We start from the raw sequence: 15,425 nt of genomic DNA, 5'->3' as shown, positions 1-15,425 counted from the left end.
CGTCGGCTGTTTCCTATAGATGACAGCTCCGGCGCAGGCCCTATTGACGCTCGCCGTCGCCTGTGCGGGCCGCCATGCGCGAGGCCAGCGCCACCAACAGCAGCACCGGCACGCCCAGCAGCGCGGTGGCGGTGAAGAAGGTGCTGTAGCCGTAGGCGTCGACAAAGGCGCCCGAATAGCCGGCGATGAACTTCGGCAGCAGCAGCATCAGCGAGCTGAACAGCGCGTACTGCGTGGCCGAGTAGCTGATGTTGGTCAGGCTCGACAGGTAGGCGATGAAGGCCGCCGAGGCGATGCCGCCGGCCAGGTTGTCGGCCGAGACCACGGCGATCAGCGCCGTCAGGTCGTGCCCGCGCGTGGCCAGCCAGGCGAACAGCAGGTTGCTCGCGGCGCTCAGCACCGCGCCCAGCATCAGCACCCGCATCACGCCCAGGCGCATCGACAGCACGCCGCCCACGAAGGCGCCCACCAGCGTCATGATCACGCCGTAGATCTTGCTGACCGTGGCCACCTGGTCCTTGGTGAAGCCCATGTCCACATAGAAGGGGTTGGCCATGATGCCCATCACCACGTCGCTGATGCGGTAGATGGCGATCAGCGCCAGGATCAGCGCCGCCTGCCACTTGTAGCGGCGGATGAAGTCGGCAAAAGGCTCGATCAGTACGCTTCGCAGCCATTCGGCGGCGTTCTTCGCCTTCGGCAGCACGCGCCGCACCGGTTCGGGCGACAGCAGCACCGTGAGCACGCCGACCGCCATCGAGGCCGCCATGACGAGGTAGGCCGTCTTCCAGGCGCCGTTCTGGTAGGCCGCCGCGCCGGTGACCGCCACGGCGGGCGCCACCTCGGCCCAGGCCGCGACCCACAGCACGCCGGCGCCGGCCCAGATCATCGCGAGCCGGTAGCCCGTTTGATAAGCGGCGGCCAGCGCGGCCTGCTTGCGCGTTTCTGCCGATTCGATGCGGAAGGCGTCCAGCGCGATGTCCTGCGTGGCCGAGCCGAAGGCCACCAGCAGCGCGCACCAGATCAGCGGCTGCAGCCCCAGGCGCGGGTCGTTCATCGCCATGCCGACCAGCCCGACGATTACCATGCCCTGCGCCAGCAGCAGCCAGCCGCGCCGGCGCCCGAGCAGCGTGGTCAGCGGCGGCAGCGGCAGCCGGTCGACCAGCGGCGCCCAGACCCACTTGAAGCCATAGGCCAGCCCGACCCAGCTCAGGTAGCCGATGGTGGTGCGGTCGATGCCCGCCTCGCGCAGCCGGAAACTCAGCGTGCCCAGCACCAGCAGCAGCGGCAGGCCGGCCGAGAAACCCAGCGCGAGCATGCGCAGGGTGGCGGGTTCGAGGTAGACCTTGAGCGCGTCGCGCCAGGGCAGCGCGGTGCTCGCGGGGGCTTGGGTGGGTTCGGCGGGCGGTGCGGACATGAGTGGGGGATTGTCCATGAGCCACCGGGGACATCGACGCGCCCACTTGTCTTCATTTGTTCCTATCATCCGGGCACCTATGTGCACACGATGCGAACGCCCCTTTTCCGCCCTCTCCGAAGCCTCGGCCTGGAACCCGCGCCGGGCCTTCCTGCTGGCCGCCGCCAGCGCGGCGCTGAGCGCGCCGGCGCTGGCGCAGGTCAATGTCGGCAACGCCTCGGTGGCGCGCAACCTCGTGCCCGCCGACCAGATCGAAGCGGCTGGCGTGCAGCAGTACGGCCAACTGCTCGAACAGGCGCGCGCCAAGGGCGCGCTGGCCGGCGATGGCAACGCGCAACTGCAACGCCTGCGCACCATCGCGCAGCGGCTCATTCCCTTCGCCCTGCCGTGGAACACCCGCGCCCGCGAATGGAAGTGGGAGGTCAACCTGATCGGCAGCAAGCAGATCAACGCCTTCTGCATGCCCGGCGGCAAGATCGCCTTCTTCACCGGCATCCTCGAGCAGCTCAAGCTGAGCGACGACGAGGTCGCGATGGTCATGGGCCATGAAATGGCGCACGCGCTGCGCGAACACGCCCGCGCCCGCATGGCCAAGAGCGTTGGCACCGGCGCGGCGCTGTCCATCGGTGCGCAGCTGCTGGGGCTCGGCCAGGTGGGCGACCTCGCGGCGCGCGCTGGCACGCAGCTCATCACCCTGAAGTTCAGCCGCAGCGACGAAACCGACGCCGACCTCGTGGGCCTGGAGCTCGCCGCGCGCGCGGGCTACGACCCGCAGGCCTCGGTGACGCTGTGGAAGAAGATGGCCACCGCCTCCAAGAACCAGGGCGGCCTGAGCTTTTTGTCGACCCACCCGAGCGGGCCGGACCGCATCGCCAAGCTCGAGGCGAACGTGCCGAAGGTCGAGAACCTGTACCGGGCGGCTGCGCGCAAGTAGCTGCGCTTCTCGCCCCGGCTCCGCTCAGTCGGCGGTGATGTTCCCCTTCTTGACCACCGTCGCCCAGCGCTGCGCGTCCTTCTGGATCAGCGCGCCGAACGCCGCCGGCGTCGAGCTGGCGGGCACCATGCCCTGCGACTCGAAGGACTTCGCCACCTCGGGCGACTTCAGCACCGCGGCGATCTCCGTGTTCAGCCGCGCCACCACGCTGGCCGGTGTGCCCTTGGGCGCGAGCACGCCGTACCACATGTCGACGTTGTCGGCGGTCACGCCGGCCTCGGCCAGGGTGGGTACGTCGGGCAACTGCGGCAGGCGGTGGCCGCTGCCGGTGGCGAGCGCCTTGAGCTTGCCGGCCTGGATGTGCTGCAGCGCCACGTGCACCGGCAGGAACATCGCGTCGATGCGCCCGCCGAGCAGGTCAGTCACCGCGCCGGCCGTGCCTTTGTAAGGCACGTGCAGCAGGTCGGTGCCGGTGCCCTGCATCAGGAGCGCCATCGACAGGTGGTGCGGCGTGCCGACGCCGGGCGTGGCGTAGGTCAGCTTGCCGGGGTTGGCCTTGGCGGTGGCCACCAGCTGCGCGAGCGAGCCGGCCTTCTGGGTGGCCGGGTTGGTCACCAGCAGCAGCGTGCCCCACGAGGTCTGCGACACCGGCGTGAAGTCGGCCACCGGGTCGTAGGCGAGCGACTTGTACAGGCCCTTGTTCATCACCAGCGTGTTGACCTGCACCAGCAGCGTGTAGCCGTCGGGCTTGGCGCGCGCCACCTTCTCGCTGCCGATGTTGCCGCTGGCACCGGCCATGTTTTCCACGATCACCGGCTGGCCGAGCGCGGCGGGCAGGCGGGCCGAGAGCTGGCGCGCGATCAGGTCGATGCCGGTGCCGGGTGTGTAGGGCACCACCAGCGTCACCGGCTGGTCGGGCCAGGCGTGGGCCGCAGCGGCGCTGGCTGCAACCAGCAGGGTGGCGAAGGTCTTGCGCAGAAATCTCATGGGGTCTTGTCTCCGTCTTGTTCGGTGAATGTGCCGGCGCTCAGAGGTACGACGCGCGCGCCTTCAGCGCCGCCGGGTCGTAGCCGGCCACGCGCTTGTAGTGGTCGGAGATCGCCTGCAGTTCCTGCTGCGTGACGATCTCGTCGAGGTTCTGGACGCGCTGGCCGCCCGAGCGCTCGAACACCTCGCGCAGGATGGTGTCGGGCGGGTTGGTGCGGTTGGTCAGCACCACGTCGGTGGTGGCCTTCACGCGCACGCGGTCGTAGGTCTCGAGCGCCGAGATGCCCACGCCTTCGCGCTTCATCGCGCCCGCGAGAAAGCGCGCGTCGATGATCGCCTGGCCCGCGCCGTTGGAGCCGCGCGGCACCATCGGGTGCGCGGCGTCGCCCAGCAGCGTGAGGCGGCCGTGGCTCCAGCGCGGCAGCGGGTCCTGGTCGACCATCGGGTACTCCAGGATGGTGTCGGAGGCCAGGATCAGCGCGGGCACGTCGAGCCAGTCGAAGTGCCAGTCGGCGAAGGCGGGCAGGAAGTCCTCGAGGCGGCCGGCGCGGCTCCAGTCGCGCATCGCGGGCTGGGGCGCGTGGATCTCGGCGACCCAGTTCACGAGCTGGCGGCCCTGGTCGTCGATGTCGTTGCGGATCGGGTAGATCACCATCTTGCCGACGGTGAGCCAGCCCGCGCGCACCATGCTGCCGCCCGAGAGAAAGGGCTTCCAGGCCGCGGTGCCGCGCCACATGTTGATGCCCGAATAGCGCGGCGCGCCCTCGTTCGGATACAGCTGCTTGCGCAGCGCCGAGTGGATGCCGTCGCAGCCCACCGCGACCGCGCCGCGCACCGGCGCGCGGCCGTCGGCAAAGTGCACCGTCACGCCGTCGGCATCCTGTTCGACGCCGGTGCAGCGGTGGCCGCACTGCACGCTGTCGGGGCCCAGGCGCTTCAAGGTTTCGTTCAGCAGCACGGTCTGCAGGTCGCCGCGATGGATCGAGTACTGCGGCCAGTCGTAGCCCGCGTGCTGCCCGGCGGGCTCGCGGAACACCAGCTGGCCGTGCTCGGTGAAGAAGACCGCCTCCTGCGTGCGCACGCCCACGGCGTCGAGCGCGTCGAGCAGGCCCAGCTCGGACAGCTCGCGCACCGCATGCGGCAGCAGGTTGATGCCCACGCCGAGCGGGCGCAGCTCGGGCACGGCCTCGTACACGCGGCAAGCGATGCCGGCCTGGTGCAGGCTCAGGGCGAGGGTCAGGCCGCCGATGCCGGCGCCGAGGATGATGACTTCGTTAGGTGCGGTGCTCATGGGGTCCGTATTGGGACCGCAAACGAGGCATATGGGAAATTTAGATGTGATATGGATTTATCATGAATCCTTATGAACCTGACCACGCGCCAGATGCGCGCCTTCCTGCAGGTGGCGCGCATCGGCAACTTCACCCGCGCGGCGGAGCAGGCGCACATCACCCAGGCCGGCCTGAGCATCCTGATCCGCGAGATGGAGAAGCAGCTCGGCTGCCGCCTGTTCGACCGCACCACGCGCATGGTGAGCCTCACGCCGGCCGGGCGCCGGCTGCTGCCGGTGGTGGAGCGGCTCGTCACCGACCTCGATGACGTGGCCGCCGAACTCGGCGCCGAGGGCGACGCGGCACGCCAGACGCTGCGCATCGCGGCCACGCCGCTGGTGTCCTCGCACCTGCTGCCCTGGGTGTTCGCGAGTTTTCGCGCCGCGCATCCGCAGGTCGCGCTGCGCCTCTTCGACGCCGACCTGCGCGACGTGGAAGCGATGGTGGCCGCGGGCGAGGCCGACCTCGGCCTGGGCTTCTTCTTCAAGGCCGCGGCGGGGCTCGACCGCACGCCCGTGGGGCGCTTCGAGCTGATGCGCGTCACGCAGGCCGTGGCCGACGGCGAACCGGTCGGCACCGCGCCCTGGTCCGCGCTGCGCGGCGCCACGCTGATCGGCCTGCCGCCCGGCAACCCGATCCAGAAGGTGATCGAACGCCAGCTCGGCGAGATCGGGCTGGCCGACGCGCAGCGGCCCGCCTTCAACTTCTTCGGCACGCTGATCTCGATGGTCGAGGCCGGCTTCGGCACCGCCGTGATGCCCACCTTCGCGCTGGCGGCCTGCCGCCGTCACCGCGTGAAGACCGACGTGCTGCTGAAGCCGCGCGTGGGCATGGACTTCTTTCGCCTGACCAAGCGCGGCACGCACGAGACCGAGGCGATGCGCGCCTTCAGCGAGACGCTGGCCAAGGCCTTGCCGGTGTTGTCCCGCTAGCCGTTACACCATCGCGTTGTCGCCGCCCGGGATCTCGTGCGCCTTGATCTGCCGGCGCGTGAGCTTGTAGAGCGTGGACGACAGGAAGCCGTCCTGGTGGGTGTTCTTGGTGACGTTCACCACGAACTCGTCCTCGGGCGCCACGGCCTGCGCGCCCATGATCCAGCGCACGCTCTCGCGGTAGTTGTAGAGCACCTTGTCGTTGGCGTCGGCCAGCAGGGTCGACAGCGTGGCCATGGCGATGGCGTCGCCATTGGTGGCGTGCTCGCGCACGAAGTCCAGGTGGCGGTGGCGCACGGGGATGTCGGACAGGTCGCTGATGAACATCAACGCGCCTTCGGTGGCGTCGTCGTGGCCCAGCTCGCGGGCCTTCAGCATGGCCTCGACCGCCTGCGCCTGCAGCGCGGGGCGTTGCGCCGCGGGCGTGGCGTCTTCCCAGGCCATGTCGTGGCAGAGGTAGCCCAGCTTGTAGGCTGCGACGCTGTTGCCGGCCTGTGCCGCCTGGCCGTAGCAGTGCATCGCCTGCTGCCGGTCCTTGGTGCCGTGCTCGCCGCCCGCGTGGAAGATGCCGAGCGTGAGCAGGCACGATTTGTCGCCGGCGGCCAGCCCCATTTCCAGGATCTCGAAGGCTTCCTGGTTGCGCGGCACGCGCCACAGCGCGCGGGCCAGGTCGTCCCAGTTCTCGGTGCCGGCGTTGCGTTCGCGCGCGGCCGCCAGCCAGGCGTTGCCGGTCGCCGCGTTGGGCACGAAGCCGAAGGCGCCCTTCAGGCTGCAGTAGCCGTGCAGGATCAGCGCGGTGTTGCATTCGTAGGCGTTGGCGCTGTTGCAGATGGCCTGGCCCAGCCACTGGCCGCCGGGGTCCTGCTCCAGGGCGACGTGCACCGCCATGTTCATGGCGTAGTCGTCGTCGATGGGATGGTGGCTCTCGGCCTCGCGCAGGCAGGCCAGTGCCTCGGCGTGCTGGTCGAGCATGTAGTGGCTCACGGCCAGCCAGCGCAGGGTTTCCCAGCGGTGGTAGGGGTAGAGGGCCTCCTGGGCGCGCTGGCGCGTGGCGGCCATGCGCTGCTGCGCTTCGGCCGGGTCTTCGTCCTTGTCGACGCTGTTGCCCTGGTAGTCGTCGCGCCAGATCTCGTGGCGCAGCCGGTCTTTCTCGACCTCGCTCAGGTGGGCGCAGGCGGGCGAGGCGATGAAGGCGCGCACGCGCTCGTGGCTGCCGCCCCAGCGCGGCTGCTGGAACCAGACGCACTGGCGCATGAAGAAGAACAGCCGCGGGTGCACGTGCAGCGTGGCGTGGATCCAGTAGGACGTGCCGCTGATCACCTTGCGGCCCTGCACGGGCGAGGGCAGGGCGGTGGGCACGGCCTCGGGGCAGGCGATGCGCTCGTCGTGCGCCAGGCCGGAGCGCGCGAGTTGCGCCAGCAACTCGTCGCGGGTGGCCTCGTCGTCGTCCAGCGAAAAGTCGTGCTGCAGCGGCTTGTCGGGCCCGCGGCCGCTGCGGACCAGCTCGGTCAGCCAGTCGGGCTCGTTGAAGGCCGAGGTGCTCTGCAGCAGCAGGGCGCAGGCGGTCCACATCGTGGGCGCGAGCGTGAGGGCGCGCAGGGCGGCCACGGCGCAGCGCGTGGCGCAGGCATGGGCGCATTCCCAGCCCAGCGCGGTGACCGTGCTGGCCCAGCCCGAGCCGCGGTACTCGTAGGCCCAGTGGTACCAGTAGTGCGCTTCGCAGAGCCAGGCGTGGGCCGATTGCGGGCGGGCGGCCTGCCATGCGGCCAGGCGGGCCAGCCCTTCGGCGCCGTCGGCGGTGCAGCCGGCCAGGTCGTCGGGCAAGGCGCCGTAGTAGCGCTCTTCCTCGTCGCGGTCTTGAAAGCTGGCGGCCAGCGCGTCGTCGAGCCGCTGGTCGAGTGCGGCGTAATCGCCGGCGCGCAGCAGCGTGTCGATGTCGCAGAGCTTCCAGCGCGCGGGCGCAGGGGGAATCACGGTCGCTGCGGCGGAGGGCGTGTGGGTGGTCATGGGCGGGGCTCGCGCGTCAGGCCGACGCGGCAGGGGCGAGGGTGACGGGTTGGGGATCGAAGATGCGGTAGCGCTTCCAGGGCAGCGTGAGCCAGTTGCCCTGGGTGTTCTGCAGGTGCTCTTGCACCTCCAGCGTGGCGCGCGACGAGGCGGGGCCGTCCTGGCTGCTGATGCGCAGCCAGTGCAGCCGCGCCCGCGCATAGGCGTGGCCGAAGTCTTCCCAGCTTTCGAAGCTGTCCTGCGCGCGCTGCGCATTGAGGAACAGCACCAGCCAGGCCTGCGACTCGGGCACCCAGCCCAGCAGCGCGATGCAGCGCACCAGGAAGGCGGTGCGCGCGCAGTCGAAGGCCAGCGCGTCGCGCACCTGGCCTTCGGCCGCGAGCTGTTCGTAGAAATTGGCGTGGGTGCGGCCGAGCCCGCCGACCCAGCCGACCAGCGCGGCCTGCATCTGCGTGGCGATGTCGCGCTCGGCCAGGTCGGCGGCCATGTTCATTTCGCGCAGCACCTGCTTGGCCAGCCGCTGGCGCTGCTCGGCGGGCACGTCGAGCGCCAGCGTGTCGCTGTCGCAGCGCAGGCCGTTGCGCAGCAGCAGGATGTCGCCGAGCGCCAGCGCCCAGCGGCGGCGGTTGGGCACCACCTTGCCGGCGTCGGCCCGGGCCTGCGCGGCGCGCACCGCGAGGTCGGCGTTGGCCTTTTCCATGTGGCCGATCGCCGTGCCCGAGCCGTGCACGACGATACGGAATGCCGTGCGCACGACGAACCACGCGATGCGCACCCCGAGGTACAGCAGGCCCAGGAACACAACGATGACGATGGCCTGCGTCATGGCAATGCCGCTCCCAGCGGCGGCGCGCACACGGCGGCGCTCAGCGAGATGCCTTCGATCTCCAGCATCGTGGCGGGCGCCGGCGTGGGGGCCGCCTGCAGCGACGGCGGCAACCGGTTCGCGGGCAGGGTCAGCCGGGCGGCGGCGGCCACCGCCACGTCCATCTGCCGCAGCCGCGCCAGCTCGTGCGGCGCGATGCGCAGCAGCAGCCATTGCAGCGCCGGCGGCGGCTGCTCGAAGTGCTCGATCAGGTGGAAGTTGCCGCTCATCACGCTGAGCAGGAAGTCGGGGCTTTGCACGTCGGTGACGAACTTCCATTCGCCCCGGGCGGCGTCCGAGGCCTCGGGCTCGAACACTAGGCCCATGCCCTCGCAGTCGCTGTGGCGCTCGCCGCGCGGCGGCAGCGTGCGCAGGAACTGCAGCACGTCGTCCGCGTACTTGCGGATCGGGTGGCGGTTCTGCTTGCCCTTGATCTGGTCGACGCGCAGCCCGTCGGGATGCACTTCGAGGCTGATGGTCACGTGCGGCAGGTTGCCCGCGCTGCGCAGCGTGAACAGGCGCAGCCGGCCGCTCTGCGCGGCGCTGGCGTACTGCTCGCCGTAGCCGCCGTTCAGCTTCTTGATGTTGGCGAACTGGCCCAGGCAGTGCTGCATGTGGAACGACTCGTAGGCCATCTCCTCGCGCAAGGCCGCATGGCTGCCGATGAACTCGAAGATCACGCCGTTGGGCGTGCGCAGCACCTCCTTCAGCGCCAGGCCGCTGCTGGGCACCCAGCCCTTGTTGCGCTTGGCCTGCATGCGCTGGTGCTCCTGCTCCCACAGGGCCATGGCCATGAAGCAGGTGATGCGCTGCAGCTTCTGTTCGAGCCGCGTGCCGCGCCGTGAACGCAAAAACTCGACCAGCATGCGTTCGCGGTCGACCAGCAGCAGGTGATCGGGATCGAGGTAGTAGAAAGTCTTCGGAGCGGCTTCGGCGGCGGGCGATTCGGCCGTGTTGCCCTTGTGGCCCTTGGACTTTTCCTTGTCCTGCGCGGACGCCGCGTTCACCGCGACAGGGGCGCGCGGCTGCAGCTGCTTGGCCAGCCACTCGGGCAGCGGCTTGTCGGGCCCGGCCGCGGCCAGGTAGTCGGCGGGCGACTGCACCGGCAGCACGTTGCCGAAGCTGCCGATGGCCCAGCGGAAGAAGTGGTTCAGCAGCCAGGCCGCCATGTCGGCGTCGTCGCCGCGCTCGGCGCTGCGGCGCGCGATCGCGGCCTTCACCTCGGGCGCATTCACCACGTCGCGCGGCAGGTACACCGCCGTCGCCGCGGCCGTGGGCGGCGAGGACGGGTTCGTGGACGGAGACGGAGTCGGGATCGGCATCGACGGGCGGACGACTTACAGCGTGAAGTCGTACTCCACCGTGATCGGCGCGTGGTCGCTGAACTTGACCGTCTTGTAGATCGCCTCGGTGCGCGCCAGCGCGCCCATCGCCGGCGTGGCCAGGTGGTAGTCCAGCCGCCATCCCACGTTGTTCGCGTAGGCCTGGCCGCGGTTGCTCCACCAGGTGTAGGCGTCGCCTGTGGTGTCGGGCTTGAGGCGGCGGTACACGTCCACCAGGCCGGCGCCTTCGGTGCCGGCGTCGAGCAGGCGCGTCATCCAGGCGCGTTCTTCGGGCAGGAAGCCGCTGTTCTTCTGGTTGCCGCGCCAGTTCTTCAGGTCGATTTCCTGGTGCGCGATGTTGATGTCGCCGCACAGGATGAACTCGCGCTCCTTCTTCAGCGCCAGCAGGTGCGGGAAGAAGCCCTTCAGGAAGCGGAACTTGGCGGCCTGGCGCTCCTCGCCCGAGCTGCCGCTCGGGAAGTAGCAGCTGATCACCGAGAACTTGCGCTTGGGCGTGTCGAAGCGCAGCTCGAGGTAGCGGCCTTCGGCGTCGAATTCGGGATCACCCCAGCCCACCACCACGGCGCTGGGCGCATGCTTCGTGTAGATGGCGGTGCCCGCGTAGCCTTTTTTCTCGGCAAAGTGGAAGTGGCCCTGCAGGCCCGCCATCTGCTCGAAGCGGCCTTCGACATCGCTGGCCTGGACGCGGATCTCCTGCATGCAAATACAATCCGGCGCGAGTTCGGCCACCCAGTCGGCGACGCCCTTGGTGGCCGCCGAGCGCAGGCCATTGAGATTGAGACTGGTCAGTTTGAACACAAGGAATTTCCAATGGCTGTAGACGGTCAGACAAGCAGCGCGGTGGCACAGGACTTCGTCCAGTTCGCGCTCGACGCCGGCGTGCTTCGCTTCGGCGAATTCAAGACCAAGGCCGGTCGCATGAGCCCGTATTTCTTCAATTCGGGCCTCTTCGACGACGGCGCCAAGATCGCGCGGCTCGCCGGATTCTATGCAGACCGCCTGGTCGAAAGCGGCCTCGAGTTCGACATGATCTTCGGCCCCGCCTACAAGGGCATTCCGCTGGGCGCCACCGTGGCCGCCGAGCTGGCCCGGCGCGGGCGCAACTACCCCTTTGCCTACAACCGCAAGGAAGCCAAGGCGCACGGCGAAGGCGGCAACCTCGTGGGCGCGCCGCTGAAGGGCCGCGTGCTCATCGTCGACGACGTGATGTCGGCCGGCACCGCGGTGCGCGAATCCATCGCCGCGATCCAGGCCGCGGGCGCCACGCCGCATGCCGTGGCCATTGCCCTGGACCGGCAGGAAAAAGCCACCGAGAACGGCGTCGATGTGGACCACAGCGCCGTGCAGTACGTGCGCAACCAGCTCGGCCTCGCGGTGGTGCCCATCGCCACGCTGGACGACCTGCTGAGCTACCTCTCGGGCAACGCCGCCGCCGACCTCGGCGCGCACCGCGAGCGCGTGCTGGCCTACCGCACGCGCTACGGCGCCTGAGACGCAGCGCCGATGCGACGCCCCGCGCGCGATCCCTCTTCCGCCGCCGCCGTGGCGTCGCTGTGGCTGGGCCTGGCGGCCCTGTCGTCGTGCGCAACGGCGCTGGCCCAGCCCGCCAGGACGGACGGGCCCGGCGTCGGCATCTACACCTGCGTCGACGCGCGCGGGCGCACGCTCACGGCCGACCGGCCGATCGCCGAGTGCAGCGACCGCGAGCAGCGCGAACTGAGCCCGAGCGGCACGGTGCGCCGCAAGTTGGAGCCGACCTACACGGCGCGCGAGCAGCAGGAGCGCGAGGACCGCGCGCGCGAAGCCGCCATCCAGGCCGCACGGCTCATCGACGAGCGCCGCCGCGAGCGCGCGCTGCTGGTGCGCTACCCCAACGCCACCACGCACGACCGCGAGCGCGTCGAGGCCCTGTCGCAGATCGACGCCGTGATCCAGGCCGCGAAGAAGCGCCTCGTCGAGCTCGCCGACGACCGCAAGAAGATCGACGAGGAGCTCGAGTTCTACAAGCAGGACACGAGCAAGGCGCCCGGCGCCGTGCGCCGCCGCATCGAGGACAACACGCAGAGCGTGGCCGTGCAGAACCGCTTCATCACGGAGCAGGAAGACGAGAAGAAGCGCGTGAATGCGCGCTTCGACGAAGAGCGCGGGCGCCTGAAGACGCTCTGGTCGCCGCAGAACGGCGGCAACCCGCGCTGAACGAACCCGCCGGGGCCTGGCGCCAGGCCCCGGGGCTCGTTCGTGATCAGCCCAGCTTGGCTTTCAGCAGCTCGGTGACCTGTGCAGGGTTGGCCTTGCCCCCGCTGGCCTTCATGACCTGCCCCACGAGGCCATTGAGCGCCTTTTCCTTGCCGCCGCGGTATTCCTCGACGTTCTTCGCGTTCTTGGCAATCACCTCGTCGAGGATCTTGTCGAGCGCGCCGGCGTCGTTCATCGGCTTCAGGTCCTTGGCTTCGATGATCGCGTCGACATCGCTGCCTTCGCCGCTCCACAGCGCCTCGAACACCTGGCGCGCGGCGTTGTTGGGCAGCGTGCCGTCGGCGATGCGCGTCACCAGCTGCGCGAGCTGCGCGGCCTTCACGGGCGCGGCCTCGATGCCGATCTCGGCGGCGTTCAGGCGGCGTGCCATCTCGCCGGTGATCCAGTTGCTGGCCAGCTTGGGCGCCGCGCCGGCGTTCACCGCGTCGTCGAAGTAGCGGGCCAGCGCCGCGCCTTGCGTGAGCTGCGCGGCGTCGTATTCCGACAGGCCGTGGTCGCGCACATAGCGCTCGGCCGTGGCACGCGGCAGTTCAGGCATGGTGGCGCGCACGCGCTCGATCCACTCGGCGGCCACCACCAGGGGCGGCAGGTCCGGATCGGGGAAGTAGCGGTAGTCGGCCGCGTCTTCCTTGGTGCGCATGGTGCGCGTCTCGCCGGTGGCAGGGTCGAACAGCACGGTGGCCTGCTCGATGGCGCGGCCTTCTTCGAGCTCGTCGATCTGCGAGTTGATCTCGTAGTCGATCGCCTGCTGCATGAACTTGAAGCTGTTCAGGTTCTTGATCTCGCGGCGCGTGCCGAGCTTGTCGCCGGGCTTGCGCACCGACACGTTGGCGTCGCAGCGGAAGCTCCCTTCCTGCATGTTGCCGTCGCAGATGCCGATCCACGTGACGATCTTGTGCAGTTCCTTCGCATAGGCCACGGCCTCGGCGGTGGAGCGCATGTCGGGCTCGGTCACGATTTCCAGCAGCGGCGTGCCGGCGCGGTTCAGGTCGATGCCGCTCTGGCCGATGAAGTCTTCGTGCAGCGACTTGCCCGCGTCTTCCTCGAGGTGGGCGCGCACCAGGCGCACGGTCTTCTTTTCTTCGCCGAGGAAGAACGACACCGCGCCGCCTTGCACCACCGGGATCTCGAACTGGCTGATCTGGTAGCCCTTGGGCAGGTCGGGATAGAAGTAGTTCTTGCGCGCGAACACGCTGCGCGGCGCGATGTGCGAGCCCAGTGCCAGGCCCAGCTTGATGGCGCGTTCGACCGCGCCCTTGTTCATCACGGGCAGCGTGCCGGGCAGCGCCAGGTCGACCGCGCAGGCCTGCGTGTTGGGCTCGGCGCCGAAGGCGGTGGAGGCGCGGCTGAAGATCTTGCTCGCGGTCGACAGTTGGGCGTGCGTCTCGAAGCCTATGATGACTTCATAGCCGCGCACCAGCGGGCCGGTCGGGCGGCCTTGTTGTTGTGCTTCGAATGTGTTCACGGTCTCGCTCATGTCAGAAGCCCTCCGGCGTGCGCGTGTGCCAGTCGGTGGCTTGCTGGAAGCGGTGCGCTGCGTTGAGCAGCTTCGCTTCGCCGAAGTAGTTGCCGATCAGCTGCAGGCCCACGGGCATGCCCGCATCGAAGCCCGCAGGCACGCTCATGCCGGGCAGGCCGGCGAGCGAGGCGGGCAGCGTGAAGATGTCGGCGAGGTAATCGGCCACGGGGTCGTCGCCGTGTTCGCCGATCTTCCAGGCGGTGGTCGGCGCGGCGGGGCCGGCGATCACGTCGCATTGCGTCAGCGCCTGCTGGAAGTCGTCGGCGATCATGCGGCGCACCTTCTGCGCCTGCAGGTAGTAGGCGTCGTAGTAGCCGTGCGAGAGCACGTAGGTGCCGATCATGATGCGGCGCTTCACTTCGTCGCCAAAGCCTTCGGCGCGCGTGCGTTCGTACATCTCGGCCAGGTCCTTGTACTGCTTGGCGCGGTGGCCGAACTTGACGCCGTCGAAGCGGCTCAGGTTGCTCGAGGCCTCGGCCGCGGCCAGGATGTAGTACACGGGAATCGACAGCTCGGTGCGCGGCAGCGAGACCTCGACGCGCTTGGCGCCGAGCTTCTCGTACTGCGCGAGCGCCGCGTCGATGGCCGCGCGCACGCCGGGCGCCACGCCGTCGCCGAAGAACTCCTTCGGCACGCCGATGCGCAGGCCCTCGAGCGAGTCGTTCAGCGAGCGGCCGAAGTCTTCGGCGGGCTTGTCGAGCGAGGTCGAGTCGCGGTCGAGATCAGGGCCGCAGAAGGCCGACAGCAGCAGCGCGCAGTCTTCGGCCGAGTGGGCCATCGGGCCGGCCTGGTCGAGGCTCGATGCGAAGGCCACCATGCCGTAGCGCGAGGCGCGGCCATACGTGGGCTTGATGCCGGTCACGCCGCAGAACGAGGCCGGTTGGCGGATCGAGCCGCCGGTGTCGGTGCCGGTGGCTGCGGGGGCCAGGCGTGCCGCGACGGCCGCCGCGCTGGCGCCCGACGAGCCGCCCGGAATGCGCTCGAGGTTCCAGGGGTTGCGCACCGGCACGGCGGTGTCGTGGCCCACGGCGGGCACGGCGACGTTCTCGTTGGCCGAGCCCATCGCGAACTCGTCGCAGCTGAGCTTGCCGAGCGTGACCGCGCCGGCTTCGGCCAGGCGGCGCACCACGGTCGCGTCGAAGGGCGAGCGGTAGCCCGCGAGCATCTTCGAGCCGGCGGTGGTGGCGAAATCGGTGGTGACGAAGATGTCCTTGTGTGCGATCGGCACGCCGGCCAGCGCGGGCGCGTTGCCCTTGGCGAGGAGCGCATCGGCCGCGCGGGCCTGGGCCAGCGTGACTTCTTCGTTGACGTCGACGAAGGTGCCGAGCGACTCGTGGGCCTTCATGCGGCCCAGAAACGCCTGCGAGGCTTCGACGGCCGAAACCTTGCGCTCGGCCAGGGCCTTGGCCAGCGCGACCACGCTCAATTGGTGCAGTTCACCGCTGCTCATCATTCGATCACCTTGGGCACGAGGAACAGGCCGGCTTCGACGGCCGGGGCGCTCTTCTGGTTGGCTTCGCGGTTGTTCGGCTCGCTCACGACGTCGTCGCGCAGGCGCAGCGTCACGTCTTCGAGCGCGGCCACGGGGTGCGCCAGCGGCTCGACGCCGGTGGTGTCGACCGCGCGCATGCGTTCGACCAGATCGAAGAAGCCGTTGATTTGAGTGAGCATGCGCTCGCTTTCATCTGGGGCAAGCTGCAGCCGCGCCAGGGAGGCGATGCGTGCAATATCGGAAGCGGAAAGAGACATAGATGGCTGACGGGTCGAAAAAACCAGAGGCAATCGCACGCCGAAGAGGGTGCCGACACGGGATTCAGAGGGGATTCGGTTATTA

At 69.5% G+C, this 15,425-nt stretch carries 14 protein-coding genes; 4 read left to right on the top strand and 10 right to left on the bottom strand.

Annotated features, from left to right (window positions below; translation table 11 throughout):
• Positions 1 to 40: 40 nt before the first annotated feature.
• Positions 41 to 1,435 carry an AmpG family muropeptide MFS transporter gene (locus AC1RL8_RS26980; protein WP_492686604.1) on the bottom strand — a complete coding sequence of 465 codons (1,395 nt, stop codon included), beginning with the start codon at positions 1,433 to 1,435 and terminating at the stop codon, positions 41 to 43.
• Positions 1,436 to 1,496: 61 nt separating this feature from the next.
• On the opposite strand from AC1RL8_RS26980, the gene AC1RL8_RS26975 reads away from it, so the two are divergent.
• A complete protein-coding gene (locus tag AC1RL8_RS26975) occupies positions 1,497 to 2,351 on the top strand; it encodes a M48 family metallopeptidase (protein ID WP_492686605.1) in 855 nt (284 codons plus the stop codon).
• A 24-nt stretch (positions 2,352 to 2,375) separates the two neighbouring features.
• Here AC1RL8_RS26975 and AC1RL8_RS26970 read toward each other — a convergent pair whose 3' ends face one another.
• Together AC1RL8_RS26970 and AC1RL8_RS26965 are read right to left on the bottom strand one after the other, a co-directional pair.
• Positions 2,376 to 3,338 (bottom strand): tripartite tricarboxylate transporter substrate binding protein, encoded by a 963-nt coding sequence (locus tag AC1RL8_RS26970; protein WP_492686606.1) that lies wholly within the window; start codon positions 3,336 to 3,338, stop codon positions 2,376 to 2,378.
• 40 nt (positions 3,339 to 3,378) lie between these two features.
• On the bottom strand, positions 3,379 to 4,629 hold the full coding sequence (locus tag AC1RL8_RS26965) for a flavin-dependent oxidoreductase (RefSeq protein ID WP_492686607.1): 1,251 nt from the start codon (positions 4,627 to 4,629) through the stop codon (positions 3,379 to 3,381).
• A 72-nt stretch (positions 4,630 to 4,701) separates the two neighbouring features.
• On the opposite strand from AC1RL8_RS26965, the gene AC1RL8_RS26960 reads away from it, so the two are divergent.
• Positions 4,702 to 5,601, top strand: coding sequence for a LysR family transcriptional regulator (locus tag AC1RL8_RS26960; RefSeq protein WP_492686608.1), 900 nt, complete (start codon positions 4,702 to 4,704; stop codon positions 5,599 to 5,601).
• Between the two features lie 3 nt (positions 5,602 to 5,604).
• On the opposite strand, the gene AC1RL8_RS26955 is transcribed toward AC1RL8_RS26960, so the two are convergent.
• Genes AC1RL8_RS26955 through AC1RL8_RS26940 form a run of 4 tightly spaced genes read right to left on the bottom strand, consistent with a single transcriptional unit; the run spans position 5,605 to position 10,614 of the window.
• Entirely contained in the window at positions 5,605 to 7,608 is a 2,004-nt protein-coding gene (locus tag AC1RL8_RS26955; RefSeq protein WP_492686609.1) for a DUF4034 domain-containing protein, read from the bottom strand.
• Between the two features lie 16 nt (positions 7,609 to 7,624).
• The gene (locus tag AC1RL8_RS26950) at positions 7,625 to 8,434 is read right to left on the bottom strand and encodes a DUF1266 domain-containing protein (protein ID WP_493196612.1); all 810 of its coding nucleotides are present in this window, start codon (positions 8,432 to 8,434) and stop codon (positions 7,625 to 7,627) included.
• Positions 8,431 to 9,795, bottom strand: a complete 1,365-nt coding sequence (locus AC1RL8_RS26945; protein ID WP_492686611.1) for a hypothetical protein — start codon at positions 9,793 to 9,795, stop codon at positions 8,431 to 8,433. The genes AC1RL8_RS26950 and AC1RL8_RS26945 overlap by 4 nt, the downstream gene beginning before the upstream one ends.
• 15 nt (positions 9,796 to 9,810) lie before the next feature.
• Positions 9,811 to 10,614 carry an exodeoxyribonuclease III gene (locus AC1RL8_RS26940; protein ID WP_062472711.1) on the bottom strand — a complete coding sequence of 268 codons (804 nt, stop codon included), beginning with the start codon at positions 10,612 to 10,614 and terminating at the stop codon, positions 9,811 to 9,813.
• A 12-nt stretch (positions 10,615 to 10,626) separates the two neighbouring features.
• Here AC1RL8_RS26940 and pyrE point away from each other — a divergent pair, with 12 nt between their 5' ends.
• Both pyrE and AC1RL8_RS26930 read left to right on the top strand, forming a co-directional pair.
• On the top strand, positions 10,627 to 11,307 hold the full coding sequence (gene pyrE, locus AC1RL8_RS26935) for an orotate phosphoribosyltransferase (protein ID WP_056583914.1): 681 nt from the start codon (positions 10,627 to 10,629) through the stop codon (positions 11,305 to 11,307).
• A gap of 12 nt (positions 11,308 to 11,319) precedes the next feature.
• Entirely contained in the window at positions 11,320 to 12,012 is a 693-nt protein-coding gene (locus AC1RL8_RS26930; RefSeq protein ID WP_492686612.1) for a DUF4124 domain-containing protein, read from the top strand.
• A gap of 46 nt (positions 12,013 to 12,058) precedes the next feature.
• Here the strand turns inward: AC1RL8_RS26930 and gatB are convergent, their stop codons facing one another.
• Genes gatB through gatC form a run of 3 tightly spaced genes read right to left on the bottom strand, consistent with a single transcriptional unit; the run spans position 12,059 to position 15,340 of the window.
• Positions 12,059 to 13,549 (bottom strand): Asp-tRNA(Asn)/Glu-tRNA(Gln) amidotransferase subunit GatB, encoded by a 1,491-nt coding sequence (gene gatB, locus AC1RL8_RS26925; protein WP_307696485.1) that lies wholly within the window; start codon positions 13,547 to 13,549, stop codon positions 12,059 to 12,061.
• Position 13,550: 1 nt separating this feature from the next.
• Entirely contained in the window at positions 13,551 to 15,041 is a 1,491-nt protein-coding gene (gene gatA / locus AC1RL8_RS26920) for an Asp-tRNA(Asn)/Glu-tRNA(Gln) amidotransferase subunit GatA (protein ID WP_492686613.1), read from the bottom strand.
• A complete protein-coding gene (gene gatC / locus AC1RL8_RS26915; protein WP_056583926.1) occupies positions 15,041 to 15,340 on the bottom strand; it encodes an Asp-tRNA(Asn)/Glu-tRNA(Gln) amidotransferase subunit GatC in 300 nt (99 codons plus the stop codon). The genes gatA and gatC overlap by 1 nt, the downstream gene beginning before the upstream one ends.
• Positions 15,341 to 15,425 lie beyond the last annotated feature (85 nt).

It is taken from the genome of Variovorax sp. GW822-FHT04E09, from assembly GCF_058800845.1.
The sequence above is the reverse complement of the archived record's forward strand: the minus strand, read 5'-3'. Positions and strand labels throughout refer to the sequence as shown.

Excerpts from the sequence above, each read along its gene's own strand:
- pyrE (WP_056583914.1), top strand. The coding sequence starts at position 10,627 with ATGGCTGTAGACGGTCAGACAAGCAGCGCGGTGGCACAGGACTTCGTC.
- AC1RL8_RS26950 (WP_493196612.1), bottom strand. The coding sequence starts at position 8,434 with ATGACGCAGGCCATCGTCATCGTTGTGTTCCTGGGCCTGCTGTACCTC.
- AC1RL8_RS26980 (WP_492686604.1), bottom strand. The coding sequence starts at position 1,435 with ATGGACAATCCCCCACTCATGTCCGCACCGCCCGCCGAACCCACCCAA.
- gatB (WP_307696485.1), bottom strand. The coding sequence starts at position 13,549 with ATGAGCGAGACCGTGAACACATTCGAAGCACAACAACAAGGCCGCCCG.
- AC1RL8_RS26965 (WP_492686607.1), bottom strand. The coding sequence starts at position 4,629 with ATGAGCACCGCACCTAACGAAGTCATCATCCTCGGCGCCGGCATCGGC.
- AC1RL8_RS26960 (WP_492686608.1), top strand. The coding sequence starts at position 4,702 with ATGAACCTGACCACGCGCCAGATGCGCGCCTTCCTGCAGGTGGCGCGC.
- AC1RL8_RS26975 (WP_492686605.1), top strand. The coding sequence starts at position 1,497 with ATGTGCACACGATGCGAACGCCCCTTTTCCGCCCTCTCCGAAGCCTCG.
- AC1RL8_RS26930 (WP_492686612.1), top strand. The coding sequence starts at position 11,320 with ATGCGACGCCCCGCGCGCGATCCCTCTTCCGCCGCCGCCGTGGCGTCG.
- AC1RL8_RS26955 (WP_492686609.1), bottom strand. The coding sequence starts at position 7,608 with ATGACCACCCACACGCCCTCCGCCGCAGCGACCGTGATTCCCCCTGCG.
- gatA (WP_492686613.1), bottom strand. The coding sequence starts at position 15,041 with ATGAGCAGCGGTGAACTGCACCAATTGAGCGTGGTCGCGCTGGCCAAG.
- AC1RL8_RS26970 (WP_492686606.1), bottom strand. The coding sequence starts at position 3,338 with ATGAGATTTCTGCGCAAGACCTTCGCCACCCTGCTGGTTGCAGCCAGC.
- gatC (WP_056583926.1), bottom strand. The coding sequence starts at position 15,340 with ATGTCTCTTTCCGCTTCCGATATTGCACGCATCGCCTCCCTGGCGCGG.
- AC1RL8_RS26945 (WP_492686611.1), bottom strand. The coding sequence starts at position 9,795 with ATGCCGATCCCGACTCCGTCTCCGTCCACGAACCCGTCCTCGCCGCCC.